General features: G+C 72.1%; 25 protein-coding genes. 15 read left to right on the forward strand and 10 right to left on the reverse strand.

What is annotated here, in order from left to right; translation table 11 throughout:
- Positions 1 to 24: 24 nt before the first annotated feature.
- From AOM02_RS08435 to AOM02_RS08445, 3 genes are all read left to right on the forward strand, one after another.
- The gene (locus AOM02_RS08435) at positions 25 to 1,029 is read left to right on the forward strand and encodes a LacI family DNA-binding transcriptional regulator (RefSeq protein WP_082104984.1); all 1,005 of its coding nucleotides are present in this window, start codon (positions 25 to 27) and stop codon (positions 1,027 to 1,029) included.
- 77 nt (positions 1,030 to 1,106) lie between these two features.
- Entirely contained in the window at positions 1,107 to 2,156 is a 1,050-nt protein-coding gene (locus tag AOM02_RS08440; protein ID WP_062298718.1) for an NAD(P)-dependent alcohol dehydrogenase, read from the forward strand.
- A gap of 204 nt (positions 2,157 to 2,360) precedes the next feature.
- Positions 2,361 to 3,215 (forward strand): aldo/keto reductase, encoded by an 855-nt coding sequence (locus AOM02_RS08445; RefSeq protein ID WP_062298719.1) that lies wholly within the window; start codon positions 2,361 to 2,363, stop codon positions 3,213 to 3,215.
- A 71-nt stretch (positions 3,216 to 3,286) separates the two neighbouring features.
- On the opposite strand, the gene AOM02_RS08450 is transcribed toward AOM02_RS08445, so the two are convergent.
- Positions 3,287 to 3,868, reverse strand: coding sequence for a TetR family transcriptional regulator (locus AOM02_RS08450; protein ID WP_062298720.1), 582 nt, complete (start codon positions 3,866 to 3,868; stop codon positions 3,287 to 3,289).
- 119 nt (positions 3,869 to 3,987) lie between these two features.
- Between AOM02_RS08450 and AOM02_RS08455 the strand changes: the two genes are divergently transcribed.
- Both AOM02_RS08455 and AOM02_RS08460 read left to right on the forward strand, forming a co-directional pair.
- Positions 3,988 to 5,667, forward strand: coding sequence for a CocE/NonD family hydrolase (locus AOM02_RS08455; protein WP_062298721.1), 1,680 nt, complete (start codon positions 3,988 to 3,990; stop codon positions 5,665 to 5,667).
- Positions 5,664 to 6,119: a DUF3237 domain-containing protein gene (locus AOM02_RS08460; RefSeq protein WP_062298722.1), complete on the forward strand. Its 456-nt coding sequence runs from the start codon at positions 5,664 to 5,666 to the stop codon at positions 6,117 to 6,119. The genes AOM02_RS08455 and AOM02_RS08460 overlap by 4 nt, the downstream gene beginning before the upstream one ends.
- A 17-nt stretch (positions 6,120 to 6,136) precedes the next feature.
- On the opposite strand, the gene AOM02_RS08465 is transcribed toward AOM02_RS08460, so the two are convergent.
- Positions 6,137 to 6,709, reverse strand: a complete 573-nt coding sequence (locus AOM02_RS08465; RefSeq protein ID WP_062298723.1) for a TetR/AcrR family transcriptional regulator — start codon at positions 6,707 to 6,709, stop codon at positions 6,137 to 6,139.
- A 131-nt stretch (positions 6,710 to 6,840) separates the two neighbouring features.
- Between AOM02_RS08465 and AOM02_RS08470 the strand changes: the two genes are divergently transcribed.
- Genes AOM02_RS08470 through AOM02_RS08495 form a run of 6 tightly spaced genes read left to right on the forward strand, consistent with a single transcriptional unit; the run spans position 6,841 to position 13,911 of the window.
- Positions 6,841 to 8,487, forward strand: coding sequence for an ABC transporter substrate-binding protein (locus tag AOM02_RS08470; protein WP_062298724.1), 1,647 nt, complete (start codon positions 6,841 to 6,843; stop codon positions 8,485 to 8,487).
- 31 nt (positions 8,488 to 8,518) lie between these two features.
- Positions 8,519 to 9,478 carry an ABC transporter permease gene (locus tag AOM02_RS08475; RefSeq protein WP_062298725.1) on the forward strand — a complete coding sequence of 320 codons (960 nt, stop codon included), beginning with the start codon at positions 8,519 to 8,521 and terminating at the stop codon, positions 9,476 to 9,478.
- Positions 9,475 to 10,338 (forward strand): ABC transporter permease, encoded by an 864-nt coding sequence (locus AOM02_RS08480; protein ID WP_062298726.1) that lies wholly within the window; start codon positions 9,475 to 9,477, stop codon positions 10,336 to 10,338. The genes AOM02_RS08475 and AOM02_RS08480 overlap by 4 nt, the downstream gene beginning before the upstream one ends.
- Positions 10,335 to 12,023, forward strand: a complete 1,689-nt coding sequence (locus tag AOM02_RS08485; RefSeq protein ID WP_062298727.1) for an ABC transporter ATP-binding protein — start codon at positions 10,335 to 10,337, stop codon at positions 12,021 to 12,023. Before AOM02_RS08480 ends, AOM02_RS08485 begins: the two co-directional genes overlap by 4 nt.
- Positions 12,020 to 13,450, forward strand: coding sequence for an amidase (locus AOM02_RS08490; protein ID WP_062298728.1), 1,431 nt, complete (start codon positions 12,020 to 12,022; stop codon positions 13,448 to 13,450). Before AOM02_RS08485 ends, AOM02_RS08490 begins: the two co-directional genes overlap by 4 nt.
- A 2-nt stretch (positions 13,451 to 13,452) precedes the next feature.
- A complete protein-coding gene (locus AOM02_RS08495; RefSeq protein WP_062298729.1) occupies positions 13,453 to 13,911 on the forward strand; it encodes a DUF3237 domain-containing protein in 459 nt (152 codons plus the stop codon).
- A gap of 40 nt (positions 13,912 to 13,951) precedes the next feature.
- Here AOM02_RS08495 and AOM02_RS08500 read toward each other — a convergent pair whose 3' ends face one another.
- Genes AOM02_RS08500 through AOM02_RS08515 form a run of 4 tightly spaced genes read right to left on the reverse strand, consistent with a single transcriptional unit; the run spans position 13,952 to position 17,871 of the window.
- Positions 13,952 to 15,502, reverse strand: coding sequence for an acyl-CoA synthetase (locus AOM02_RS08500; RefSeq protein ID WP_062298730.1), 1,551 nt, complete (start codon positions 15,500 to 15,502; stop codon positions 13,952 to 13,954).
- Between the two features lie 44 nt (positions 15,503 to 15,546).
- On the reverse strand, positions 15,547 to 16,002 hold the full coding sequence (locus AOM02_RS08505) for a MaoC family dehydratase (RefSeq protein WP_062298731.1): 456 nt from the start codon (positions 16,000 to 16,002) through the stop codon (positions 15,547 to 15,549).
- Positions 16,003 to 16,030: 28 nt separating this feature from the next.
- Positions 16,031 to 16,915, reverse strand: coding sequence for an amidohydrolase family protein (locus AOM02_RS08510; RefSeq protein WP_062298732.1), 885 nt, complete (start codon positions 16,913 to 16,915; stop codon positions 16,031 to 16,033).
- Positions 16,916 to 16,926: 11 nt separating this feature from the next.
- The gene (locus AOM02_RS08515; protein WP_062298733.1) at positions 16,927 to 17,871 is read right to left on the reverse strand and encodes an SDR family NAD(P)-dependent oxidoreductase; all 945 of its coding nucleotides are present in this window, start codon (positions 17,869 to 17,871) and stop codon (positions 16,927 to 16,929) included.
- A gap of 92 nt (positions 17,872 to 17,963) precedes the next feature.
- Here AOM02_RS08515 and AOM02_RS08520 point away from each other — a divergent pair, with 92 nt between their 5' ends.
- On the forward strand, positions 17,964 to 18,419 hold the full coding sequence (locus AOM02_RS08520) for a MarR family winged helix-turn-helix transcriptional regulator (protein WP_062298734.1): 456 nt from the start codon (positions 17,964 to 17,966) through the stop codon (positions 18,417 to 18,419).
- 55 nt (positions 18,420 to 18,474) lie between these two features.
- On the opposite strand, the gene AOM02_RS08525 is transcribed toward AOM02_RS08520, so the two are convergent.
- Genes AOM02_RS08525 through AOM02_RS08535 form a run of 3 tightly spaced genes read right to left on the reverse strand, consistent with a single transcriptional unit; the run spans position 18,475 to position 21,587 of the window.
- Positions 18,475 to 19,449, reverse strand: a complete 975-nt coding sequence (locus tag AOM02_RS08525; RefSeq protein WP_062298735.1) for a fumarylacetoacetate hydrolase family protein — start codon at positions 19,447 to 19,449, stop codon at positions 18,475 to 18,477.
- Positions 19,446 to 20,579, reverse strand: a complete 1,134-nt coding sequence (locus tag AOM02_RS08530; RefSeq protein WP_062298736.1) for an FAD-dependent monooxygenase — start codon at positions 20,577 to 20,579, stop codon at positions 19,446 to 19,448. Before AOM02_RS08530 ends, AOM02_RS08525 begins: the two co-directional genes overlap by 4 nt.
- A 21-nt stretch (positions 20,580 to 20,600) precedes the next feature.
- The gene (locus tag AOM02_RS08535) at positions 20,601 to 21,587 is read right to left on the reverse strand and encodes a cyclase family protein (protein WP_062298737.1); all 987 of its coding nucleotides are present in this window, start codon (positions 21,585 to 21,587) and stop codon (positions 20,601 to 20,603) included.
- 120 nt (positions 21,588 to 21,707) lie between these two features.
- Between AOM02_RS08535 and AOM02_RS08540 the strand changes: the two genes are divergently transcribed.
- Positions 21,708 to 22,637: a LysR family transcriptional regulator gene (locus AOM02_RS08540; RefSeq protein ID WP_062298738.1), complete on the forward strand. Its 930-nt coding sequence runs from the start codon at positions 21,708 to 21,710 to the stop codon at positions 22,635 to 22,637.
- 46 nt (positions 22,638 to 22,683) lie between these two features.
- Here the strand turns inward: AOM02_RS08540 and AOM02_RS08545 are convergent, their stop codons facing one another.
- Positions 22,684 to 23,700, reverse strand: coding sequence for a VOC family protein (locus tag AOM02_RS08545; RefSeq protein ID WP_062298739.1), 1,017 nt, complete (start codon positions 23,698 to 23,700; stop codon positions 22,684 to 22,686).
- Positions 23,701 to 23,938: 238 nt separating this feature from the next.
- On the opposite strand from AOM02_RS08545, the gene AOM02_RS08550 reads away from it, so the two are divergent.
- Both AOM02_RS08550 and AOM02_RS08555 read left to right on the forward strand, forming a co-directional pair.
- Entirely contained in the window at positions 23,939 to 25,156 is a 1,218-nt protein-coding gene (locus AOM02_RS08550; RefSeq protein WP_062298740.1) for an alpha/beta hydrolase family protein, read from the forward strand.
- A 288-nt stretch (positions 25,157 to 25,444) separates the two neighbouring features.
- The gene (locus tag AOM02_RS08555) at positions 25,445 to 25,648 is read left to right on the forward strand and encodes a cold-shock protein (protein WP_062289254.1); all 204 of its coding nucleotides are present in this window, start codon (positions 25,445 to 25,447) and stop codon (positions 25,646 to 25,648) included.
- Positions 25,649 to 25,784 lie beyond the last annotated feature (136 nt).

A 25,784-nucleotide genomic window follows, 5' to 3' on the forward strand; every position in this document is an offset into this window, starting at 1 on the left:
GCGATCGCGATGGAGGGATCAACGATGACGAGGGTGACAGCCGCCGACGTGGCGGCCGAGGCAGGGGTGTCGAGGTCGACCGTGAGCTACGTCCTCAACGGGTCCGATCGGGTGCGGTTCCCAGCGGCGACCGTGGAGCGCGTCCTCGAGGCCGCGGCGCGCCTCAACTACACGCCGAACGCGGCGGCCAGCTCGCTGCGGCGCGGGCGATCGGACGTCGTGCTCGCGGTGCTGCAGGACATGCCTCAGGGGACCGCGCTGGGGCGCCTTCTCGACGAGCTGACCGCCGCGGTGGCGGCGCACGGGCAGTCGCTCGTCACCTGGGCGGCCCGCGAGGGCAGCGCGCTCGCCGACGTCCTCCGCGACCTCACGCCGCGCCTGATCGTGGAGCTCATGCCGTTCGGCGACGAGGACCGCGCGACGGCCGCCGGCTCGGGCGTGCCCGTGCTCTCCGCGATCGACGCGCTCCTGGACCTCGAGTCGCACGTCGGCGCCACCCAGGTCGACCACCTCGTGGGGCTCGGGCATCGCCGTATCGGGGTCGTGACCGTCGATGAGCCGCGCGTCGAGGTCTTCGCGCGGGCGCGCCGTGCGTCCGCGGCGGATGCGCTGCGCCGCCACGGTCTCGCCGCACCGCCGATGGCGGTGATGAGCGAGGCCGGTGCGGCGGCGGCGGATGTGCTGGCGGAGTCGCTGCGCGAATGGACGCGGGGCCCGGATCCCGTGACCGCCGTCGCCTGCTACAACGACCTGTTCGCCGCCATCACCTGCGCGGCCGCCGAGCGCGCCGGGCTGTCGGTGCCGCGGGACCTCGCCGTCGTCGGCGTCGATGACGAGCCGCTCGGCGCCTGGCTGTCTCCCACGCTCACGACCGTCCGTGTCGACCTCCCCGCGCTCGCGACCGCGATCGCCGCCGCCCTCGCGGGCGACGCGCGCTCGCGCGACGTCGAGGTGATCGGCGAGGGCCGCGACGTGGCCCTCGTGGTGCGCGGGACGAGCGGGGCGCCGCGATCCGGGTCGGTGGCTTAGACCAGTCGTTGACCGGTATTGTGTGGCGGGCGCCCCGATCCCGCGGTGGCGCCGCGTGCCGAGCCGAAGGAGCCCCCATGCCTGCCGTCCAGGCGATCGTCGCCACCGACCCCACGGGACCGCTCACCGTGGGCACCGTCGTCCGACGCGACCCCGGTCCGCGGGACGTCCTCATCGAGATCGTGTGGTCGGGCGTCTGCCACTCCGACATCCACACCGTGCGCGGCGACTGGGGTGGGGTCGAGTACCCGCTCGCGGTCGGGCACGAGATCGCCGGCGTGGTGGTCGCGGTGGGAGCCGAGGTCGCGTCGCACCGCGTCGGCGATCGCGTCGGCGTCGGCTGCATGGTCGGCTCGTGCCGCGAGTGCGACAACTGCCGTGCCGGCCAGGAGCAGTACTGCGAGCGAGGCTTCGTCGCCACCTACGCGGGCGTCGACGTGGACGGCGGCGTCACGCAGGGCGGCTACGCGACCCACGTCGTCGTCGCCGAGGACTTCGTGCTGCGCATCCCCGCCGCGCTGCCGTTCGACAAGGTCGCTCCGCTGCTATGCGCCGGGATCACCACCTACTCGCCGCTGCGCCACTGGAACGTGGGCCCGGGCATGCGCGTGGCGGTCGTCGGGATGGGCGGCCTCGGCCACATCGCCGTGAAGATCGCGCACGCGATGGGTGCCGAGGTGACGGTCCTCTCGCAGAGCCTGCGCAAGCGCGAGGACGGGCTCGCCTTCGGCGCGGACCACTTCTACGCGACGAGCGACGCCGCGACGTTCACGACGCTCGCGCGGAGCTTCGACCTCATCCTCAACACCGTGAGCGCGCCGCTGGTCCTCGACGACTACCTCGAGCTCCTCGCCCTCGACGGCACCTTCGTGAGCGTGGGCGCGCCGCCCGAGCCCGCCTCGGTCACGCTGTTCACGCTCTTCACCAACCGGCGACGCTTCGCGGGCTCGAGCATCGGCGGCATCCGCGAGACCCAAGAGATGCTCGACTTCTGCGCCGAGCACGGTGTCGTGCCCGAGATTGAGGTCATCGCGGCCGACCAGATCAACGAGGCCTGGGGGAAGGTCGTCGCGGGCGACGTGCGCTACCGGTACGTCATCGACATCTCCACGCTGGCGACCGCCTGACCCACGCTCTCCGCCTCGCCGCAGTCGGCCTGGGAGGTATTGCCGGAACCCCCTTCCGCAGCAACTTCCAGCGCCGTCGCGACGCGGCGAAGGTTGATGTGCAACCCCGTCGGGGAGACGACGGAGCGAAGCCGAGACGAGACGTCACCGCGGAGCCCCCCGTCGACGATCCACCCACGGGCCGACCATCACTAGGAGCGCCTCATGATCCTCAACGAGACCTACACCCTGTCCAACGGCGTCGAGATCCCCAAGCTCGGCCTCGGCACCTGGTTCATCGACGACGCCGACGCGGCCCAGGCCGTGCGCGCCGCCGTCGAGATCGGCTACCGCAACATCGACACCGCCCAGGCCTACGGCAACGAGCGCGGCGTCGGCGAGGGCGTGCGCACCGCGAGCGTCCCGCGCTCTGAGATCTTCGTCTCGACCAAGCTGCACGCCGAGATCAAGACCTACGACGAGGCCGTGGCCGCGATCGACGGCTCTCTCGAGGCGATGGGCCTGGACTACATCGACCTGTTCCTCATCCACGCGCCGCAGCCGTGGGCGGACTTCCGCGGCGGCGACTACACCGACGGCAACCGTGCCGCGTGGAAGGCCATGGAGGAGGCGCTCGCGGCGGGCAAGGTCCGCGCGATCGGCGTGTCCAACTTCACGAACGAGGACGTCGATGCGCTGGTGGCCGGCGCCACCGTCGTCCCCCACGTCAACCAGGTGCTGGTGCACGCGGGCAACACGCCGCAGGACATCCTCGCCTACTCCGCCGAGAGGAACATCCAGATCCAGGGCTACTCGCCCATGGGCCACGGCGAGATCCTCGGCAACGAGACCATCGGCGCCCTTGCGGAGAAGTACGGCGTCTCGGTGCCGCAGCTCGCAATCCGGTACGTCATCCAGCTCGGCACCGTCGCGCTGCCCAAGACTGCGAACCCCGAGCACATGAAGGCCAATGCCCAGGTGGACTTCGAGATCTCCGACGAGGACATGAAGACCCTCATCGAGCTCGAGGCCAAGGACTACGGCGACGTCAGCTTCTTCCCGGTGTACTCCGGCAAGTAGGCGCCCCGAGAGGCACGGCGGCCCCCGACGCGACGCGCGTCGGGGGGCCGTCCTGCGTGCGCGGTGTCCCGCTAGCTGACCGCGGGCAGCGTGGCGACGAGGCGCTCGGCCGCCTCCCGCGCGTGCGCGGTCCCGGTCGCGGCCGATGCGATGTCGCTGAGGAAGACGTGGTGGAGCGCGATGCCCACGACCCCGTACGCCACGGCGGCGCAATCCTCCGCGGTGGCGGCGGGGTGCTCCGCCGCGAGCAGCTCCGCGAGGAGCGCGTGCGTGCTCGTGTAGGCGTCGGTGAGGAGCGCCGCGAGCGCGGCGTCAGCCCGCGCGGCCTCGACGAAGCCGAGCACCACCGCGTTCTCCTGCCCCGGGCTCGCGAACTCCGGTCCGAACAGGTGGTCCAGCGCGCCCGCGACGTCCGTCGTGCCGGCAGGAAGGATCGAGTCGCGCTCGGCGCCGTCGTGGTAGAAGTGCCGCGCGCTCTCGCGCAGCAGCGTCTCGCGGTTGCCCGCGAAGTGCCGCACGTGGCCGCGCGACATGCCGGCGGTCTCGGCGATGCGGTCGAGGCTCGCGCCCGTGATGCCGCGCTCGGCGATCGTGCGGATCGTCGCGTCGATGATCTGGCGGGTGCGTTCCTCGGCGACCGATGGTCGGGCCATGGGGTACCTCCTCGCAGGCACGATAGCGCACCTCGCATGAATTCTTTGTCTAGTCGGCCTTGACTAACAACTGTGTTCGGATCTAGCGTGGCCGCCAATCGACCGACCGAGGAGGACCCGTGGTGGAGATCGTGCGTGAGGGGCCCGCTCCCGTCAGCCCGCTCGCCCGTGAGCACCGCGTGCGCATGCGTGACGGCGTGCGTCTCGCGACCGACGTCTACGTCCCGGGAGGGCGCGACGTCGCGGCCGAGGTGCCGGGGGATACCGTGCTCATCCGCCTGCCCTACGACAAGAGCGGCAGGTACACCTTCATCCCGCTGGTCGCGGAGTACCTGATGGCGCGCGGCTACCGCGTCGTCGCCCAGGACGTGCGCGGCAAGTTCCGCTCCGAGGGCGACGCGCTGCTGTTCGTCAACGAGGCCGACGACGGCTACGACACCCTCGACTGGATCGTGCAGCAGCCCTGGTCGAACGGGCGCGTGGCGATGTGGGGGGACAGCTACTACGGCTACACGCAGTGGGCCGCCGCGTCCGCCGAGCATCCGGCGCTGAAGGCGATCGCGCCCCGCGTCACCGGCACGCTGCTCGGCGAGCCCGTGTCCGCGCCCGCTGGTGAGCGGGTGCGCGACGTGGAGTGGTCGATCACCTACATGTATCCGCTCACGTACTTCCATTCGCAGGACGTCTTCCACTGGGAGCTCGACCCCGCGCGGCGCCCGTTCGCCGCTCAGGCCGAGGAGGCGCTCGAGCAGCTCGGATCGCGTTCGCCCTCGTACGACCAGTGGTACCCCCGTCCGGTCCGCCTGCCGCGCTTCCCGCGAGGCGGCCCGTTCGAGGGGCGCCCCGTCCCGACGCTCCACACGATCGGGTGGTGGGACAACTGCGCGCCCCTGTCGTGGGAGGACGTCGCGCAGATCGAGCGGCGCCCGGCATGGTCGCTGCACCACTTCCTGCGCATCGAGTCCATGGATCACGAGTCGTACTACCTGGACGACCCCGACGAGGACCGCGTGGAGGAGCGCACGGATGTCCAGCTGCGCGCGCAGCTGCCGCGCATGCTGGACCCGGCGCTCGAGTTCTTCGAGGTGTTCGTGCGGGGCAACGGCGCACCCTCCGACATCCCACGCGTCGCGTGGAGCCTCGCGGGAACGCCCGGCATGCGCGCGTGCGCGACGTGGCCCCCGGCCGGCATCACGACGGTCACGTGGCACGCTGCGCCCGACGGGTCGCTGGTGACGGAGGTCCCGACGTCGCGCGAGGAGCGCACGTGGGTCCACGACCCAGGCGACCTGGTGCCGTCGAGCGCCGACAACCCGTTCGCGTTCCTGCTCGAGCGCCCCGACGAGGGCGCGCTCGCGGTCCGCGACGATGTGCAGGCGTTCGAGTCGGCCCCGTTGCCCGACGACGTTGACCTCGCCGGACCCGCGACCGCGGAGGCCGAAATCGCGTCCGACGGGCCGGTGATGGACGTCTTCGTGCGTCTCTTGGACGTCGCGCCCGACGGGGCTGCGTTCCGCATCGCCCGCGGTCAGGTGCAGGTCGCGCGAGCCGACGAGGGTGCGCGCGTACGGATCGACCTCGGGCAGGTCGGCTACCGCATGCGCGCCGGTCATCGGCTGCGCGTCCACGTGTCGAGCAGCGACTTCCCCGAGTACCTGCCGCAGCCCGGCACCGGCGAGGAGCCGTGGGGTGCGAGCGGCGCCCGGCGCAACCTCCAGCGCCTCGTGGTCGGTGGGGGCGAGGGGCTACGCGTGTCCCTGACGGTGCTGCCAGGCGGCCGCGAGGAGGTGCCGTCGTGAGGGAGCCCGTGCTCGAGCCCGCGTTCGAGATCCGCGTGGACATCGACCCGCACCTGCGCATCGGTCGCGGGGCCGATGAGGAGCTCACGTTCACGCCCGTCGTGGGCGGCACGGTCAGCGGCCCGCTCCTCCGGGGCGTCGTGCTGCCCGGCGGGGGAGACTGGGCCGTCGAGCGCTCAGGGACGGCCCAGCTCGAGGCGCGGTACCTGCTCCGCGCGGACGACGGCGCCGTCATCGACATCCTCAACCGGGGCTACTACCGGGCCTCGGCCGAGGTCGAGGAGCGGCTCGCCGCCGGCGAGGACGTGCCGGAGTCCGAGTACTACTTCCGTACCGCGCCGGTGTTCCAGACCGATGCGCCGGCCCACCGTTGGCTCGCGGAGCACCAGTTCATCGGCTTGGCCCGCGACGAGGCGGGCCAGGTGTGCGTCAGGGTGTTCGTGGTGCGATGACCTGGACCGGGCGGGGCTCAGGCCCGAGGCTGCGCCTCGATCGTGGCGTGGATCACCTCGCGCACGTGCGCGTCCGTCCAGCGCTCCGGGTCCTCGGTGCTCGCGATGTACGCCCCGCGGATCAGGAGGTAGGCGAGGTCCGCGACCTCCTCCGGTGCCGCGAAGCCGGACTCTGCGGCCGCGGAGCAGAGGAGCTCCTCGAAGCTGGCCGACTCGCGCCGCAGGGCCTCCGCCATGACGGGCTCGATCTCGGCGTTCGCGACGATCTCCAGGATCAGCGTCCGCAGGACGGGGTCGTCGGTGGTCGAGGTCAGCGCCCAGTCGACGACCGCACGGAGGCGGTCGCGGGCGTCCAGGCCGGCGAGCGTCGCGGCCAGCTCCTCCTGCCAGCGGTCCCGACCCTGGTCGAGCGCGTTGAGGATCAGCGCGGCGCGCGAGGGCAGGTAGTTCGTCACGAGGGTCGTCGAGCCGCCGAGCTCGCGGGCCACGGAACGGATCGTGACGGCGTGCGTGCCCGACGATCGCGCGACGCGGATGGTCGCGGCGGCGATGTCGGCCAGGCGCTGGGTCGGGTCGACATCGCGAGGCATGCGACACAGCGTATCCAGCGTCGTAACACAAATGCAACATTGATGTACAACACTGTTGTATTAACGTGGAACCAGCCGCCCCGGCGACCTGCCGGAGCGCGACCCCATGGGACACCCCGAAAGGACCCGACATGAAGATCCCCGGCATCACCGCAGCGGTGGCGGCAGGCACGGTCGTCGTGCTTGCCTCGGGCTGCACGGCCCGCGACGCGGCCGCGCCGTCCGCGTCGCCCGCAGAGTCCTCCGCGCCGCTCGAGCTCGTCGCGTCCCTCCCGGCGGCGTCGACCGACGTCGACTCCGTGACCTGGGGGCTCGTCGAGGGCGAGCCGCGGTCGCTCGTCCCCGGTGCCGACTACAACTTCGTCGCCCCGAACCTGTGCGACAGCCTTCTCCAGGTCCAGCCGGACTTCTCGATCGCGCCCGGCATCGCCGAGTCGGCGGACTGGGCGGACCCCGTCACGTTCGTGATCGACCTGCGCGACGGCGTGACGTTCTGGGACGGCGCGCCCGTCACGACCGACGACGTCATCTACGGCCTCGAGCGCCACCGCCAGGACGTGACGTCGGCGTACTACGGCGCGTTCGTGCTCGTCTCGTCGATCGAGGCGACGGGGAACCGCCAGGTGACGGTGCGCTTCAACGCCCCGGACTCCACCTTCCGAGACGCGCTCGCCAGCGGTGCCGGCGCGGTCCTCAGCAAGGCCTTCGGGGAGGAGGCAGGCGATGCGCTCGGCACCTCCGGCACGGGACTGCTGTGCGCCGGTCCCTACGAGCTCGAGTCGTGGACGCCCGGCAAGGAGATCGTCACGATCGCGAACGAGGACTACTGGGGCGGCGCGCCGCATGTGAAGACGCTCACCTACCGGTTCGTGCCCGACGGCACCACGCTGACGAACGCCCTGCTGGAGGGCGAGATCGACGGCGCGTTCAACGTCCCGCCCGCGAGCCGGGAGGCGTTCGAGCAGTCCGACACCGGACGCCTGGTCGTCGGTCCCTCCACCGCATCGCTGTCGTTCGGTCCGACCAAGGCGACCGGGGCGGGCGCGAACCCGCAGATCCGGCAGGCCCTCAGCATGGCCATCGACCGCGAGCAGTACATCGCGACCGTCCTCAACGGACTCGGCACGGCGCAGAGCACCTTCGTCGCGCCGTTCTCGTGGGCCGGCATGGAGGCCGCGGACATCTACCAGGCGGGCTACGACGCTCTCGCTGCGCCGTCCGTCGACCTTGACGCCGCCCGCGCGCTCGTCGAGGAGTCCGGCGAGGACACCTCGGTGCCGCTCGTGATCGCGATCCCCGCGGGCAGCAAGGAGCTCTCGCAGACGGCCGCGATCGTGCAGAGCGCGGCCGAGCAGATCGGGCTCACCGTCGAGATCGACGAGCGCCAGCCGGCGGACTTCGCGGCCATCTTCCTCGCCGATCCCGGACCCCGGGAGTCGATCGACCTCGTCGCCACCACGGGTTACACCGAGACCCCCGGCGTGCTCGCCTACCCGCAGCTGTTCCTCCTGCCCGCGGAGCTCGGCGGGATCTTCAACTGGAGCGGCTACGCCGACGAGCAGGTCGTCGGCGCGCTGCAGGCCGCCCGCACGTCGCCCGACGCGACCGCCGCGGCCGAGGCCTACGTGACCGCGCAGGAGATCTTCGCCCCCGACATGCTGCAGGTGACGCTCGCCGGGGCTTACCACACCACGTTCCTCAACGACGCGCTGACGGGAGCGACCACGTCGGTCGCGGCCTACGCGAGCCCCTGGGCGCTTCACCTGGGCGGCGAGTGATCCGCACGACGCCGGACGGGAGGAGGGGACGATGACCACGCATGTGATCCGGCAGCTCGCCGGCAAGCTCGGCGGACTGCTGCTGACCCTCCTCCTGGCCAGCATCGTGATCTTCTTCGCCGTGGCGCTCACCCCCGGCGACCCGGTCACGGCCCTCGCCGGAGGCGTCCGGCCCACACCCGAGATGATCGAGGCGATCCGCGCGGAGCACCACCTCGACGACCCGGTCTGGATGCAGTACCTGCGCTGGGTCGGCGGGGTGCTGCACGGCGACCTCGGCGACTCGTACGTCTACGGGACGTCGGTGGCGTCGCTCATCGCGCCACGCGTCGGGATCAGCGCGCTGCTCGTCGGGTACACGGTCGTCCTCATCACGATCGTGGGCATCGGATCCGGCATCCTCGCCGCGGTCCGACGCCGGCGCACCGAGAAGGCCATCCTGCTGGGCACCTCGCTCGGTGTCGCGATGCCCACGTTCGTCGTCGCGATCCTGCTGATCTGGGTGTTCGGCCGGGTGCTCGGGTGGTTCCCCGTGTACGGCGCAGGCGACGGCTTCGTCGACCACCTGTACCACCTGACGCTCCCCGCCGTCTCGCTCTCGGTCCTCTACATCGCCTACATGAGCCGCATTACCCGCGGCGCGATCGTGGCGCAGCAGGACGCGGAGCACGTCGACACCGCGCGCGTGCGAGGGCTGCCACGCGCGCACGTGTTCCGCCGTCACGTCCTCCTCAACGCGTCGCCGCCGATCCTGTCGGTCTCGGGCGCGACCATCGCGGGCCTGATCGCCGTCTCCGCCGTCGCGGAGCAGGCCTTCGGCATCAGCGGGATCGGATCCCTCCTCACGGAGGCGGCGGCACGCAAGGACCTGCCCGTGGTCCAGGTGCTCTCGCTGCTGCTCGTCGCGGTCTTCGTCGTGCTCAACGCCGTCGTCGACGTCGCGGTGGCGATCATCGACCCCGACACCGTCAAGAGAAGGAGCAACGCATGAGCATCGCTCAGCTGACGCGCGGGCGCGTGCCGGCGCCGGCGCGCCGGGCGGCCGGCCGCGACCCGCTCGTCGTCGCCGCCGCGGTCGTCGCGAGCGCCATCGCCGTCATCGCCGTCGCGGGGCCCCTGCTCGCCCCGTACGACCCGAACCAGCTCTACGTCGGCGAGGTCTCCGCGCCCGTCAGCCTCGATCACCCGTTCGGCACGGACGACCTGGGCCGCGACGTCCTCTCCCGCGTCCTCGCCGGCGCCGGCGCGAGCGTCGTGGGCCCCGTCATCGTGGTGCTGCTGTCGACCCTCGTCGGCACCGCGGTGGCCGTGCTGTCCGCATGGTTCGGTGGCGTGGTCGACGGCGTCTCGACCCGGCTGGTCGAGGTGATCTTCGCGATCCCCGGACTGGTGCTGGCGGTGCTCGCCGTCGCGATGTTCGGCAAGGGGCTCGTCGCTCCCGTCGTGGCGCTGTCGATCGCGTACATGCCGATCGTGTCGCGGCTCGTCCGCGCGGGCGCGCGCACCGAGCTGGGCAAGCCGTACATCGCGGCCCTGCGCATCCAGGGCGTCGGCTCGCCGACGATCTGCGTGCGGCACCTGCTGCCCGCCCTGCTGCCGTCGATCCTCGCGCAGGCGACGCTCGGCTTCGGCTACGCCATGCTCGACCTCGCCGCGATCTCGTTCCTCGGCCTCGGCGCGCAGCCGCCCGCCTCGGACTGGGGCGTGATGATCGCCGGCGGCCAGCCCGCGCTCCTGAACGGAGCGCCCGAGCAGTCCATGTTCCCCGCGCTGCTCGTCGTCGTGACGGTGCTCAGCGTCAACATCCTCGGGGCGCGCGTGACGTCCTGGGCGGAAGGCGCCGACCGATGACCCGCACCGTCCTGGAGCTCGAGCAGCTCGCCGTCGCCACCCCCGCCGGCCGGACGCTCGTGCACGACTGCACGCTCGCGGTCCGGGCGGGGGAGACCCTCGGGCTCGTCGGCGAGTCCGGATCGGGCAAGACGCTGTCGACCCGCGCGGTCGCGGGACTGCTGCCGTCCGGGTTCCGCTCGACCGGCGCGATCCGCATCGACGGCCACGACATCGCGTCGCTGCCTGCGCGGGACCTCCGCGACCTGCGCGCCCGCCGCCTCGGCATGGTCTTCCAGACACCCCGCGCCCACCTCAACCCGCTGCGCTCCATCGGCGACTTCATGACCGAGGCGCTGGTGGCGGTCGCCGGCGAGAAGCCGGATGCCGCGCATCGGCGCGCCGTCGACCTGCTCGCGGAGGTGGGGATCCGCGACCCCGAGCGCGTGATGCGGCAACGCCCCGGCGAGCTGTCGGGCGGCCTCCTGCAGCGCGTCATGATCGCCGCCACCCTGTCGATGGACCCGCCGATCCTGCTCGCCGACGAGATCACCACGGCGCTCGACGTCACCACCCAGGAGGAGGTCATGGCGGTGATCGCCGACCTGCGTCGTCACCGGGATCTCGCCATGTTGTTCATCACCCACGACCTCGCGCTCGCGGGCGCCGTGTGCGACCGTGTCGCGGTGATGAAGGACGGGCGCACGGTCGAGACCTTGGCCGCGGCGACCATGCGCGAGGACGCCGCGGATCCGTACACGCGGAGGCTCCTCTCCGCCGCGCTGCCACCCGAGCGGGACGATGCGGCGGCGCCCCGGCGCGAGGACCCGGTGCTCGTCGTCGAGGGGCTGCGGAAGACCTTCCAGGTGCGTTCGCCACGCGGCCGCCGTGAGCGCTTCGTGGCGGTGGACGACGTGTCCTTCTCGCTCGCCGCGGGCGGCGCGCTCGGGATCGTCGGCGAGTCCGGATCCGGCAAGTCGACCACCGCGCGCATCATCTGCGGTCTCGAGACCGCCGATGCGGGCACGGTCGCGGTCAAGGGCGAGCCCTGGACCCGTCCCGCGCGGGGCGCGCCCGCGCGTCGCGCACGCGCCGGAGTCGTCCAGATGGTGTTCCAGGACCCGTACCAGTCGCTCGACCCGCGTCAGACAGTGCGGGCGTGCCTCGCCGAGGCGGTCGCGGTGCATCGCCGCCTCGCCCCGCGCCGGGAGATCGATCGACGCGTCGCCGAGCTGCTCGCCGCGGTCCGCCTCGACGCCGATCTCGCCGACGCGCGGCCGCGGGCGCTGTCCGGGGGGCAGCGGCAACGGGTCGCGATCGCTCGCGCCCTCGCGGCCGAGCCGGAGATCCTGGTGCTCGACGAGGCGGTGTCGGCGCTCGACGTCACCACCCAGGTGGAGATCCTCACGCTCCTCGACACGATCCGGCGGGAGACGGGCGTCGCGCTGCTGATGATCTCCCACGACCTCACCACCGTGCGCCGGTTGTGCGACCGCGTCGCGGTCATGCACAGCGGCCGCATCCTCGAGCAGGGCACGATCGCCGAGGTGCTCGATGCCCCGTCGGCGGACTACACCCGCGCCCTTCTCGACTCGATCCCACGTCCCGGGTGGACGCCCCGCAGGCGCCTCCCCCCACGCACCAGCCACCAGCCGGCCGCCGCCCAGGCGGCTGCGCGCATCGTCACCACAGGAGGACATCCATGACCGCACGACAGCCCTGGCAGATGAGCATGCGCGAGCTCGCGGCGGCGATCCGTGCGGGCTGGCTGACCGCGCGCGGAGCCGTCGACGCGCACCTGGAGCGCATCGATGAGGTCAACCCGCGCGTGAACGCCCTCACGGTCGTCTTCCACGACCGGGCACGGGCGCTCGCCGACGAGGTCGACCGCGCGCTCGCGGCGGGTCGCGATCCGGGGCCGCTCGCGGGCGTGCCCTTCACGGTCAAGGAGAACATCGACCTCACCTGGTCGGCGTCCACGAGCGGCTGGCCATTCCTCGCGAACGCCGTGCCCGCGGAGGACGCGACCATGGTCGCCCGCCTGCTCGCCGCCGGCGCGATCCCGATCGGTCGCGGCAACATGCCCGACTTCGGGCTGCGCTGGGACACGGACAACGACCTTTTCGGGCGCACGCTCAACCCGTGGGACCCCGCTCGAGTTCCCGGCGGGTCGAGCGGAGGCGACGCCGTCGCTGTCGCGACCGGCATGACGCCGCTGGGTCTCGGGAACGATTACGGCGGCTCGCTGCGGTTGCCCGCGTATGCGGCGGGCGTGTGCGCGCTCCGCCCCACCGCGGGCCGGATCCCCGCACCCACGGCATCCGGCGACGAGCCGGTGACGCTGACGCTGCAGCACTTCGCCGTCAACGGCCCGATCGCGCGGACGGTGGACGACCTCGACACCGCCTTCGCCCTCATGCACGGCGCGGATGGCCGTGACCCGCTCGTGAGCACCCTGCCGCACCCCGCCGGCTACGACGGGCCGCGGCGCGCGGCCGTGGTCCGTGACCCGCTCGGTTGGGGCATCGACCCGCAGGTGGGGGAGGCCGTGGACCGCGCGGCCGCCGCGCTCACGGCGGCCGGCTGGGAGGTCGAGCACGTCGAGCCGCCGCTGCTCGAGGAGGCGGCGGTGCTGTGGCGGCGCCTGTCGAGCGCGGAGATGGTGGGCGCGTTCCAGCCGGGTGGGCTGCCCGCGCCGCTGAGCGCGGGCTCGACGACGTACTTCCTCGACAACGCCGAGGAGGTCGAGCCGTTCACGGGTGCGGACGACTACGCGATGGCATGGGCGCGCCGTGTCGCGATCGCCGCCGCGTGGGCACGCTTCCAGGCGGACCATCCCGTGATCGTCGGGCCGGTGTCCGCGCGCCGGATGCCGCGCATCGGCTTCGATCTCGAGGGTCCCGCCGCGACCACCGAGCTGTGGCGCGCGCATCGTCTGCTCGTCGCCGTCAACTTCCTGGGCCTGCCGTCGGTCGCGCTCCCGACGGGCCTGGACGAGGACGGCCTCCCGACGGGGGTGCAGCTGATCGGCCCGCGCGACGGCGACCACGTCGCGCTCGCTGCGGGCCGGGCCGTCGAGGCCGCGCTCGGCCACATCGCACCGCTCGCGGCGCGCGACGTCGTGGCGGGCTGACGATGCCGGTGCGTCCGAGTCTCGAGCACGTCTTCGACCTGCGCGTCGACGTCGGGGAGCCCGTCCGGGTCGGGCGGAGTGCGTCGGAGGACCTCAACGTCACGCCGATCCTGGGCGGCACGGTCGTCGGGCCCCGCCTGCGCGGGACGGTGCTGCCGATCGGCGCCGACTGGTGGGTGACGCGGGGGGCGACCACGCAGCTCGACGCGCGCTACGTGCTCAGGGCCGACGACGGCGCGGCGATCGACGTGGTCAACCGCGGTTACTGGCATGCCGACGCCGATCTCGAGCGGCGGCTGCGCGCGGGGGAGCCCGGCGCGGAGGACGAGCTCTACTACCGGACCGCGTTCGTGTTCCAGACCGGCGCCGAGGCGCACCGGTGGCTGACGGAGGCGCAGTTCGTGGGGTACGCGCGTCCCGAGCCGTGCCGTGTGGTGATCGCCGTCCACCGCGTGGCCTGAGCCGTGTCGCGCCGGACCCGGCGCGACACGGCCCAGCCGCTCAGCTGGGCGCCTGCTCCGTCGCGGGCAGCGCGGGGAAGCGCTCGCGCAGCTCGATCTTGCGGACCTTGCCGCTCGCGGTGCGCGGGAGGTCGTCGACCAGGATCGCCGCGCGCGGCAGCTTGTACTTCGCGACGCGGCCGCGCACATGCCCGATGACGTCGTCGGGGGTGACCTGGGCGCCCTCGTGCAGCGCCACGATCGCGAGCGGCACCTCGCCCCAGCGGTCGTCGGGGACGCCGATGACCGCGACCGAGCGCACCTCGGGCATCTCCATCACGAGCTGCTCGATCTCGGCGGGGTACACGTTCTCGCCGCCGGAGATGATCATGTCCTTGAGCCTGTCGGTGACGGTGAGGTAGCCCTCCTCGTCGAGCAGGCCGACGTCGCCGGTGCGCAGCCAGTCGCCGTCGCGCGCCTCGGCCGTCGCCTCGGGACGGCGCCAGTACTCGCGGATGACGTTCGGCCCGCTGATCTGGATCTCGCCGGCCTCGCCGGGCGGCAGCACGTCGCCCTCGGGGCCCACGATGCGCACGTCGGTGAAGAAGTGCGCGAGGCCCGAGGTGCCCACGTGGTCGCGCGCCTTGCTCACCGGCAGCGACGTCGCGCCGGGCGAGGCCTCGGTCATGCCGTAGCCGCTCGAGAACGCGAGCCCGCGGGCCTCGTAGGCCTCGATCACGCGCAGCGGCATCGCGGATCCTCCGCAGGTGAGCTTGCGGATGCTCGACAGGTCCGTCGACTCCCAGGCGGGATGCTCGGACAGGAACTGGAAGGTGGTGGGGACTCCCGACAGGCTGGTGACGCCGTGCTCCTCGACCGCGCGCAGGACGTCACCGCCGTCGAAGCGCTCGTGCAGGACCACGGCGCCGCCCTTGAGCAGCGTCGGCAGCGCCCCCATGCTGAGCGCCGCGACGTGGAACATCGGCGACATCATCATCGCGACCTCGTCGCGGGTGACGTCGTAGTCGACGATAGCGTTGAGGACGTTCCAGGTGAGGTTGCCGTGGGTGAGCACGGCGCCCTTCGGGCGGCCCGTGGTGCCCGACGTGTAGAGGATCATCGCGGGGTCCTCGAGGGACACCTCGGCGTCGAGCGTGGACGGCTCCGTCGATGCGATCGCCTCGTCGAGGCTCTCCACGGCCGGCAGGTCCGCCTCGCCGTCGACCACGAGGCGCTTGCGGATCCCGCTCGACCAGGCTGCCGCGCGCGCGAGGTCGCGCACGGAGTCGTGCGTGACGAGGAACACGGCGCCGGAATCCTCGATCATGTACTCGAGCTCGCGCGGGGCGAGCCGGGTGTTGAGGGGCACGAAGATCGCGCCGAGAGCCCCGCACGCGAAGAACGTGGTGAGGAAGTCCGGGTGGTTGTTGCCCAGGTACACCAGCCGGTCGCGCTTGGCGAGCCCCCGGTCGGCGAGCACCCGGGTGAGCCGCGCCACGCGGTCCGCGAACTCGTCGTAGGTGTACGTGCCGCCGGGCCAGATGAGCGCGGTGTCGCCGGCCGACTTGATGCGCCGCCGGGCGATCCAGTCGCCGAGCCCCTGGTTCTTCATGTCATCCTCGCTGATGCTCTTGGGGGTGGGGTGGTGCGGTCCGTTCAGGCGTAGAAGCGGTAGAGCCCCCGCGCCGCGACCGCGGGCTTGGTGCCGCCCTCGATCTCGATGGTCTGATCGACCGTGAGCTGGAAGCCGCCGGGGATCTCGGCCACCTCCGCGATCACGGCGCTCATCCTGACCCGCGCACCCACCTGCACGGGGGAGATGAAGCGCACCTTGTCCAATCCATAGTTGACCTTGGTGGTGACGCCGTCGACGTCGAGCAGCTCGGTCCAGAACCTGGTGGTGAGCGACAGCGACAGGAAGCCGTGCGCGATCGGTCCTCCGAACGGGCTCTCCGCACGTGCCCGCTCCGGCTCGACGTGGATCCACTGGTGGTCGTCGACCGCGTCGGCGAACAGGTTCACGCGGTCCTGCGTGACCTCGAGCCAGTCGGACCAGCCGAGCTCGCGGCCCACGAGCGACGGGACCTCGGCGTAGGGGACGGTGGTGGTCATGGGAGATGCCTTTCGTGGTGGGGAGGGGTCACGCGCCGAGCCCGAGCAGACGGACGGCGTTGTCCTTGAGGATCGCGGGCAGCCTCTCCGGCTTGAGCGCGGTCTGGCCGATGTCCTCGAGCCAGCGGTCGGGGGTGAGCAGGGGGAAGTCGGTGCCGAACAGCACGCGGTCCTTGAGGTACGAGTTCGCGGCGCGGACCAGCTGCTCGGGGAAGTACCGGGGGCCCCAGCCGGAGAGGTCGATCCAGGTGCGGTGCTTGTGCGTGGCCACCGCGAGCGCCTCGTCCTGCCATGGCACGCTCGGATGGGCCATGACGATGTCCAGCTCGGGGAAGTCGGCCGCGACGCCGTCCAGCAGCATGGGGTTGGACAGCCCGAGCCGCAGGCCGCGTCCGCCCGGCAGCCCGGCGCCGATCCCGGTCTGGCCGGTGTGGAACAGCGCCGGCACGCCGGCGTCCTGGATCGCCGCGTACATGGGGTACCAGCGCTCGTCCGAAGGATCGAAGCCCTGCACCGTCGGATGCAGCTTGAAGCCGCGCACGCCGTGGTCCTCGACGAGGCGCGCGATGCGCTCGACCGCGTCGGGACGATGCGGGTCGACCGACCCGAACGGGATGAGGACGTCGGCGTGGTCGGCCGCCTGCGACGCGATCTCGGCGCTGTCGAGGGTGGGATGACCGAGCTGGGTCTCCGCGTCGACGGTGAACACCACCGCGGCCATGCGGCGCTCGCGGTAGTGCGAGGCGATCGCCGCGAGCTCGGGCCGCGGGCCGTCCGTCCGGAAGTAGCGCGAGGCGGCCTCGACGAGGTCGGGCGGCAGGGACGCGTGCCCATGATCGTCCACCTCGATGTGCACGTGCACGTCGATGGCTTCGATCGCCGCGAGGTCGATCGCCGGCTCGTAGCGGGCCATGGCGGTGCCGCTCAGGCGCTCGGACGGGGGCGCTGGAGCGCCTCGGGCAACGGCGGGAACGACTCGCCCACCGATTGGAGGCCGCCCTCCAGCAACGTCGGCAGCTCGTCGGCGAGGGCCTCGTACGACCAGCCGCCCTCGCGATAGCCCGTGACGACGGGCTCCGGGTGCGACCACAGCTGCACGCGATCGCCGCCGATGCCGATCGCCTGCCCGGAGATCTCCGGCGCGTCGGAGGCGAGGTACGCGATCAGCCCCGCGACGTCGTCGGCGGTGCCGAACCCGAGGTCGTGGCGGAAGAAGTCGGGCATCGGCTCACCCGCGGCGTCCGCCTCGACGGCGGCCGCGAAGTACGGCACGGTCGCGGTCATCGCGGTCGCGGCCACGGGGATCACGGCGTTCACCGTGATACCGGCGCGCTTGAGCTCGAGCGCCCACGTGCGCACCATGCCGACGATGCCGGCCTTCGCCGCCGCGTAGTTGGTCTGGCCGAAGTTGCCGCGCTGGCCGGTGGGGGAGCCGATGCAGATGATCCGGCCCGGGACGCCGTTCTCGCGGAAGTGGGTGGCGGCCGCCCGCACGCACGTGAAGGTGCCGCGCAGGTGCACGCCGATCACGGTGTCGAAGTCGTCGTCGGTCATCTTCCACAGGACGGTGTCGCGCAGCACGCCCGCGTTGGTGACGAGGATGTCGAGCCTCCCGAAGCTCTCGAGCGCAGCGGCGACGAGGGCGTCGGCGGTGGCGGTGGGGCCGACGGGTGCGACGACGGCGACGGCGTTCCCGCCCGCCCGGGCGATCTGCTCGATGGCCGCGCTCGCGGCCTCCTCGTCGACGTCGTTGACGACGACCGCGGCGCCGTTCCGTGCGAGCTCGAGGGCGTAGGCGAGGCCGAGGCCGCGCCCGGATCCGGTGACGATCGCGACCTTGCCGGCGAGCGAGGTGTGGTCTGGTGACATGCGAGAACTCCCTTGTTCTAGACGTCAGCACATCAGAAGTCGTTGAGAATGTCAATGATTGACTTCATCACGAAGCGTGGCAGGATGAGGGCATGGACACCGACCGGGGTGCGCGCGTGCACAGCTCGCCGACGCTCGACGCCGACACGAGCTTCCTGCTCGCGCGCGCCAGCGCGATGGCGTCGGCGGTGGGCAACCGCGCGGTCGCGGATCTCGGGCTCAAGGTGCGCACGTACTCCGTGCTCGCGCTGGCGGTCGAGGTCGAGCCGTCGCAGCGCGAGCTGGCCGAGCGGCTCCGGCTCGACCCGAGCCAGATCGTCGCGCTGGTCGACGAGCTCGAGGCGCGGGGCCTTCTCGAGCGCCGCCAGGACCCGTCCGACCGCCGGGCGCGCATCGTCGCCGCGACCCCGGCCGGGGCAGCGTTGTTCGAGCAGGCGCGGACACGGATCGAGGACGCGCAGCGCGACCTGTGGGCGCCGTACGAGGCGGCCGAGGTCGAGGCGCTCCGGGCACTGCTGCGCAGCATCGCGTACTCCGATCGCGGGTGACGCCTCGGCGCGCTGCGGGCCTTCGCGCGGTTGACCGCGCCTCGGTGCCCGAGCGCTATGCCCTGCTGCGTGCGCGGCTGCGCGCCCGTGCGGGCGGGATGGCCGCGGGCGCGGCGGCGATGCCGACCGTGCCGCGGAGCGTGCCGATCCCCTGAACATCGAGGACGACCTCGTCCCCGGCGGCGAGCGACGGGGGTGTGAGCCCGCCGGAGCGGCCCCACAGCTCGGCGAGGCAACCGCCGTTGCCGACGGTGCCCGATCCGAGGACGTCGCCCGGGACGATGCGCGAGTCCCGCGACGCGTAGGCGGCGAGCTCCGCGAAAGGCCACCCCATGTTGGACAGGAGGTCGTGCCCGACCCGCGTGCCGTTGACGGTGGCCTCCGCCTCGATCCACAGGAAGCCCTCGCCGTCGCGGTACGGCGCGAGCTCGTCCGCCGTGACGATCCACGGCCCGAGGCTCATGCCGAAGTCCTTGCCCTTGCATGGACCGAGGCGCACGCGCATCTCGCGCCCCTGGACGTCCCGGGCGGACCAGTCGTTCATGATCGTGTAGCCGAACAGGTGGGCCTCGGCCGCGGCGGGGGACAGGTCCCGGCCGTCGGAGCCGTCCGCGCCTCCGATGACGGCGGCGACCTCCAGCTCGAAGTCCAGGCGCGAGGACACCGGCGGTCGCACCGTGGCCCCGTCGGGCAGCAGGGTGTGCGGGTTGGTGAAGTAGAACGTGGGCAGCTCGTACCACTCGGGCGCGACGTGGCTGGCGCCGTCGACCGCCGCGGTCACGCCCTCGACATGCTCCTCGAAGGCCACGAAGTCGCGCACGGTCGCGGCCTCCAGCGGTACGAGCAGCGCGACGTCCCCGAGCGGGACCGCGGCGGCCTCGTCGGCCCAGCCCGCGATCTCGTCGAGCCTCGCGAGCCCCGCCGCCAGCGCGTCGGCCACCGTGCGACCGCCCGCGAAGGGGACCGCCGCATCGTCCCGAACGACGCCGTCGTGGACGACGCCTTCCAGGCTCCAGCGGCCGATCCTCACGCCGGCACGCTCACGCGCTGCGCGACCGACGCGACCAGGCCGGGCACGTCGGCGTCGCGGCGGCCCTCGAGCAGCCAGTCGCCCAGCTGCACCGACGAGCGCACCACCATCGTCGCGCGGTCCACGCGGCGCTCGTGGAACTCGTCCCAGAACGCCTGGTCGATCGGGTCGCCGCGCAGGATGAGCTCGCCGAGTACCTCGGCGTCCTCGAGCGCCTGGGCGGCGCCCTGCGCGATGGTGGGCGGGCACGAGTGGGCGGCGTCGCCGATGACCACCGTGCGGCCGCGGTTCCACGCGCCCTCGATCACGTGCTCGGTGAACCACGTGTAGTTGACGTGCGAGGCCGTCGACAGGTCCGCGCGGATGTGGTTCCACGGGCCGTCGTACGCCATCGACTGGGCGCGCATGATCTCGACGGCCTCCTCGTCGGACACGTCGACGTGCTCCTGCGCGTCCTCGACGAGGAACGCGTACATGGTGTCCTCGCCGGTGGGCGTGTAGCCCGCGATGTACATCGGGCCGCCGTAGTAGAGCTCGGTGTGGGTGACCTCGGCGGGCCGGGACACGAACGCGCGCCAGATGCCCATGCCCGTGCGGCGCGGGTGGAGATCGATGCCGATCGCCTCGCGGACCCGCGAGTGGAGCCCGTCCGCGCCGACCAGCAGGTCGTACGTGCCGACGATCTCGCCGTTGACCTCGACGTCGACCGAGTCCTCGCGGGTGGTGCAGCCGGTCACCTCGGAGGAGTGGTGCAGGCGCGCGCCAGCCGCGATGGCGCCGTCCGTGAGGATCCGGGCCAGGTCGGGTCGGTACATGCCCATGCCCGCGGGGAAGCCCGGCCCGCCCATGCTCATCTCCGGCATGTCGGCGACGACGGGCGCGCCCGGGCCCGGGGCGCGCAGGCTGAGTCCGTTGAAGGCGTAGCCGGCGGCCTGGACCTCCTCCCACACGCCCAGGTGTCCGAACGCGCGCAAGGCGTTGCCCTGGAGGGTGATCCCGGAGCCGAGCGCGCTCACGCGATCGGCCTTGTCGAACATGTCGACCTCGAGGCCCTCCCGGGCGAGCTGGATGGCGAGCGCGCAGGCGGCGACGCCGCCTCCGGCGATGGCGACACGCGTCGTTGCGGTCATGGGTGATCCCTTCCTTCCGGGTCAGAGCAGGGCGATGGGGTTGACGGGGGAGCCGACCGCGCCGGTGATGGGCAGCGGCGCGGCGGTGAGCAGGAACTCGTAGCGGGACGATGCGGCGCAGGCCTCGGCGAGCGCGTCCAGGTCCCACATCTCCCCGATGGTGAGGCCCATGTGGGGGATCACCACCTGGTGGAGCGGCTGGAACGCGTTCTCGAACTCGTTGGGGCGCACCTCGAAGCCCCAGGTGTCGGTCGCGATCGCGGCGATGTCGCGCTCGCGCATCCACGTGGCCGTGGTGAAGGACAGGCCGGGCGCGGGTCCGCCCGCGTACTCGCCCCAGCCGTCGCGCTTGGCGCGCGCGAGCTGGCCGGTGCGCACGAGCACGATGTCGCCCGTCCCGACCGCGCTCGTGGGGCCCTGCGCCGCGATGCAGGCATCGAGGTCCGCGGCGGTGATCGCGTAGCCGTCCTCGAGCTCCCCGGTGTCGGGGCGCAGGTGGCGGCCCAGGTCGAGCAGCACGCCGCGGCCGGTGACCAGGGAGGCCGCGTGCTCGATTCCCGTGACCAGGTCGCCGTCGGACGTCACGACGTCGCCCGCGCGGCGACCGTTCCACGCCAGGCCGTGGTCGAAGATGTGGCCCAGCCCGTCCCACTGGGTCGAGCACTGGAGGGGCATCGCGATGACGTCGTCCGCGCCGCCGATGCCGTGCGGGAAGCCCTGGCTGCCGCGCTCGGCGTCGGTGCCGGTGTCGAGCATCGTGTGGACCGGGTTGGTGCGCCGCCGCCAGCCTCGTTGGGGGCCGTTCATGTCGAACGGCAGCGACAGCGAGAGCGAGACACCCGTGCGGACCAGCGCCGCGGCCCGGGCCCGCGCGGCGTCGTCGATGAGGTTGAGCGTGCCCACCGCATCGTCCTCGCCCCAGCGTCCCCAGTTGCTGACGGCGCGCGCCATCGCGCTGACGGCGGCCTCCGGATCGCGAGGATCGAAGCCTGCGGATGTGACGCCCATGTCGCTCCCTCGGGCGCATCGTCGCGCCCAGGGCCAGTCAACCGGTGACGGAGGCATCAGCCAAGACGAATTCCGCAATGAGCGCTATTCGTGTCGTCGATAGGCCGCTAGGGTCGCGTCATGGATCTGCGCAGCCTCGACATGAATCTGCTCCTCCCGCTGCATGCGCTCCTGGAGGAGCGCAGCGTCTCCCGCGCCGCTCAGCGGCTCAGCCTGAGCCAGCCGGCGCTGTCGGCGTCGCTCGCGAAGCTGAGGCGCCTGTTCGGCGACGAGCTGCTGGTGCGCCACGGCAACGCCTACGAGCTCAGCCCTCTCGCGGTGTCGCTGCGCGAGCGCACGTGGGCGGCCGTGCAGACGATGGACCGGCTGTTCTCCGCCCAGGCGGAGTTCGACCCGGCCACGAGCGACCGCGACTTCCGCATCCTGGGCGCGGACTACGCGTTCCGCATCGCCGGCCGAGAGATCTCGCTCGCGGTGTCCGCGGCCGCGCCCCATGCACGGCTCACGTTCGAGACGCTCACATGGGAGACGCTCGAGGCGGCGCCGGAGTCGCTGCGCGACTGTGACGGCATGATCCTGCCGCACGGCTTCGTCGGCTCGGACCGGTACCTCGACGTGCTGGAGGACCGCTGGGTGGTGGTGGCGTGGGAGCACAACGAGGAGCTGGGGGAGGCGCTCACGGAGCAGGACCTCGCGCGGCTGCCCTGGGTGCTCGCGATGAACCGCGCCACGCAGTTCACGCCCGCGGTACGGCAGATGCAGACCCTCGGCATCGAGCCGCGGGTGGAGGTGGTCACCCCGAGCTTCGCGACGCTGCCCGCGCTCGTGGCGGGGACCCAGCGACTGGGTCTGCTCCAGGAGCGCCTCGCGCTCGCGGTGCAGTCCCTGCATGGGCTGCGGATCCTCGACTTCCCCGTCCCGGTGCCGCCCATCAAGGACGCCTTCTGGTGGAACGGGATCTACGACTCGGACCCGGGCCACCAGTGGCTCCGGTCCGTGCTCGCGGAGGTCGCGACGACCTTCGCGGTGATGCCCGGCGACGGCGGCTGAGCGCGGAGGAGCAGGCCTCGGCCGCCACCGCCGGGTCGTCTGGTGGTCAGCCCCGGCCGTGGGCCGCGTAGGGGTTGAGCAAAGCGTCCTTGATCTCGTCCGGCACGCCCTCCTCGGTGGCCGAGGGGCCGTCCGCGGGCGGGAAGGACTCGGTCATCGACATCGGCATCCGGCTGTTGCGGTAGAAGTTGTTGGAGCCGAGCGACGGCTTCCAGGTCGGCGCGTCCCAGTCGGGGACGTAGTTGCGGTACCCGCCGGTGTTGAGCTCGATGCGCAGGGTCGACGGCTCGCGGTAGTAGAGGAAGTTCTGCTCGCCGATGCCGTGGATCGACGGCCCATACTCGATGTCCGTGCCGTTCTCCATGAGGGTGTCGGCGGCGATGAGCAGCTCCTCGCGCGTGTCGACCCAGAAGGCGTAGTGGTTGACGCGGCCGGCGCGGGACGAGCCGTCGAGGACCACGCCCAGGTCGTGGGACTTCTCGTTGGTGGTGAGCACGGAGAAGACCGAGATCGGGGCCTCGTCGAGCACCGTGCGGGCCATGAAGCGGAAGCCGAGCACGTCGACGTACCAGCGCACGAAGCCGTCGACGTCGCTGGTGGCGATCGTGACGTGGTCGAGCTGGCGGGGCGCGCCGGCGAAGCGGCTGCGGCGCGACGGGCGGTCGGGGTAGATCGAGGCGGCCTCGCCCTCCGCGTGGTGGTGCTCGGCGTCCCAGTGCAGCGTCATCGCGTGGCCCCACGGGCCCACGAACTCGAACGCGCGGCCGATCGCGTTGCCCTCGACCCAGGCGCCAGCGATGCCCGCCTCCTGGACGCGGCGTGCGGCCTCCTCGAGCGCCTCGGGGCTCGTGGTGCGCCACGCCATGGTCGCGAGCGACGGCTCCGGGCCGGGCTTCACCACCACGCTGTAGCGGTAGTAGTCGCCCCAGCAGCGGAGGTAGACGTCGCCGTCGATGCGGTCGACGACGGTGAGCCCGACCTGCTCCTCGTAGAACTTCACCGACGCCTCGACATCGGGTGACGTGATCGCCACGTAGGACAGGTGCGACAGGAGTGAGATCATCGTCGATCCTTTCGGTACGCCCGGCGTCGTTGCCGGCTCGGGTCCCACTATCGCCAGGGCGCGGGTTATCAGGGAACGCCGATCTGGGTATGCCCTCCATCACTGGCATGGATAGGCGTGCGGGGTGCGTGTCATCACTCGCGCGCATATCCGGCATCGCCAAATTCGACTGTGCGGATGGGTGGGCCTCTCCTAGGGTGGGCTCGACGCAACGGCGCGAGCGAGGTGTGGAGCCCCCATGTTCATGTACTTCCCGACCAACTACGTGTGGAGCATGGCCGCGGTCGCCGCGCTCAACAACGGCGGCCTCATCGACGAGGTGGACCGCGCCTGCAAGCCGGTCCTCGAGGCCTCCCGCAACGGCGACGACGTCGGCACCGAGCTGCTCTACGACTCGTGGGCGGCCGTGGCGGACCGGCTCATCGCCTCGGCCGAGGAGGATGTCGCCCGGGGCCGGCTCATCGGCGCCGGCGACAAGTACTACCGCGCCTCGCTGTACACGTCGCAGGCGGAGCGGCTCCAGTCGCCCGGCTGGGAGGGGCGCAAGGCGGCCTATCAGAAGTCGATCGACCTGCTCCTGCGGCACGTCGAGCTGTCCGGCGCGCCGTTCGAGACCGTCGAGATCCCGTACGGCGACGCGAGCCTGCCGGGCTACCTCTATCACGCGGACCCGGCGGCCGTGCCGGAGGGTTCGCTGCCGCCCGTCATGGTGCAGTGGAACGGGCTCGACTCCACCAAGGAGATGATGTACTACTCGCAGTTCCCGCAGATGCTCGCGCGTCGCGGCATCTCGACCCTCATGGTCGACACCCCCGGATCGGGCGAGGCGCTGCGCATGCGCGGCCTCACCGCGCGGCACGACACCGAGGTCTGGGCCGCCGCGTGCATCGACTTCCTCGAGACCAGGGACGATGTGGACGCGTCGCGCGCGGGCATCGTGGGCTGGTCGCTCGGCGGCTACTACGCCCCCCGCGCCGCGGCGTTCGAGAAGCGCCTGCGTCTCGTGGTCGCGTGGGGCGCCAACCACGACTGGGCCGCGGTGCAGCGCCGCCGCCTCGACCGCGAGGGCGAGAACCCGGTCCCGCACTACTGGCAGCACGTCCAGTGGGTGTGGGGCGCGTCGGGCATGGACGACTTCCTCGAGCGCACCAAGGACATGCACCTCGACGGCGTCGTCGAGCACATCTCCGTGCCGTTCCTCATCACCCACGGCGCGAACGACCGTCAGATACCGGTGGCGATGGCGCATCGGTCCTTCGAGCAGGCCGTCAACAGCCCCAAGCGGGAGCTCAAGGTCTTCGACGAGCCCGAGGGCGGCACCGAGCACATCTCGATCGACCACCTCGCCTACACCGCGGCGTTCGTCGCCGACTGGGTCGCCGAGACCTTCGCGGAGCTCGGCGCCGCCGACGCCGCGGCGGTGGGGGCGGACGCTCGCGGCGGCGCCGTCGGCTGAAGGGCCCGGCTGGCGGCGCGACCGATGCCGTACACTGGTCCGTGCGAGCAGCCGCTCGCGTGCTCGTCGAGCCCGGCGGACCCGGATTCCGAGCCTCATCAGCGCCAAGGCGTGTATATCTCCGCCAGGACCGCGCATCCGGCCCCGCCGCCCGACCAGGGCGAGCACCGCATCGTGGTCCACCACATCATCGTCCGTCGGCATCCGCCGCCGGTCATCCACGCACGTCGGCGTCGCCGGCGCAGCAACACCGACCGCCCCGCGGTCAGCAATACGAAGGACAGCAATATGGCTACCGGTACCGTCAAGTGGTTCAACCCGGACAAGGGCTTCGGCTTCATCGCCCCGGACGACGGCTCGGCCGACGTCTTCGCGCACTTCAGCGCGATCAACACCCAGGGTTTCCGCACCCTCGAGGAGAACCAGCGTGTCGAGTTCGACGCCGAGCGTGGCCCCAAGGGCATGCAGGCCGCGAACATCCGTCCGCTGTAACCCTCGGCAGACTCGCAAGGCCCGTCTCGGCAGCCCACTGGGCTCGCCGGGGCGGGCCTTCGCCGTCTCCGGGCTCCCGTCCGGCCCCCGATGCGCCCCACTGACACATAGGTGCACGTTTTCGAGCCGAAACGTG

This window comes from Demequina maris, assembly GCF_000971155.1.
Taxonomy (GTDB): Bacteria; Actinomycetota; Actinomycetes; order Actinomycetales; family Demequinaceae; genus Demequina; species Demequina maris.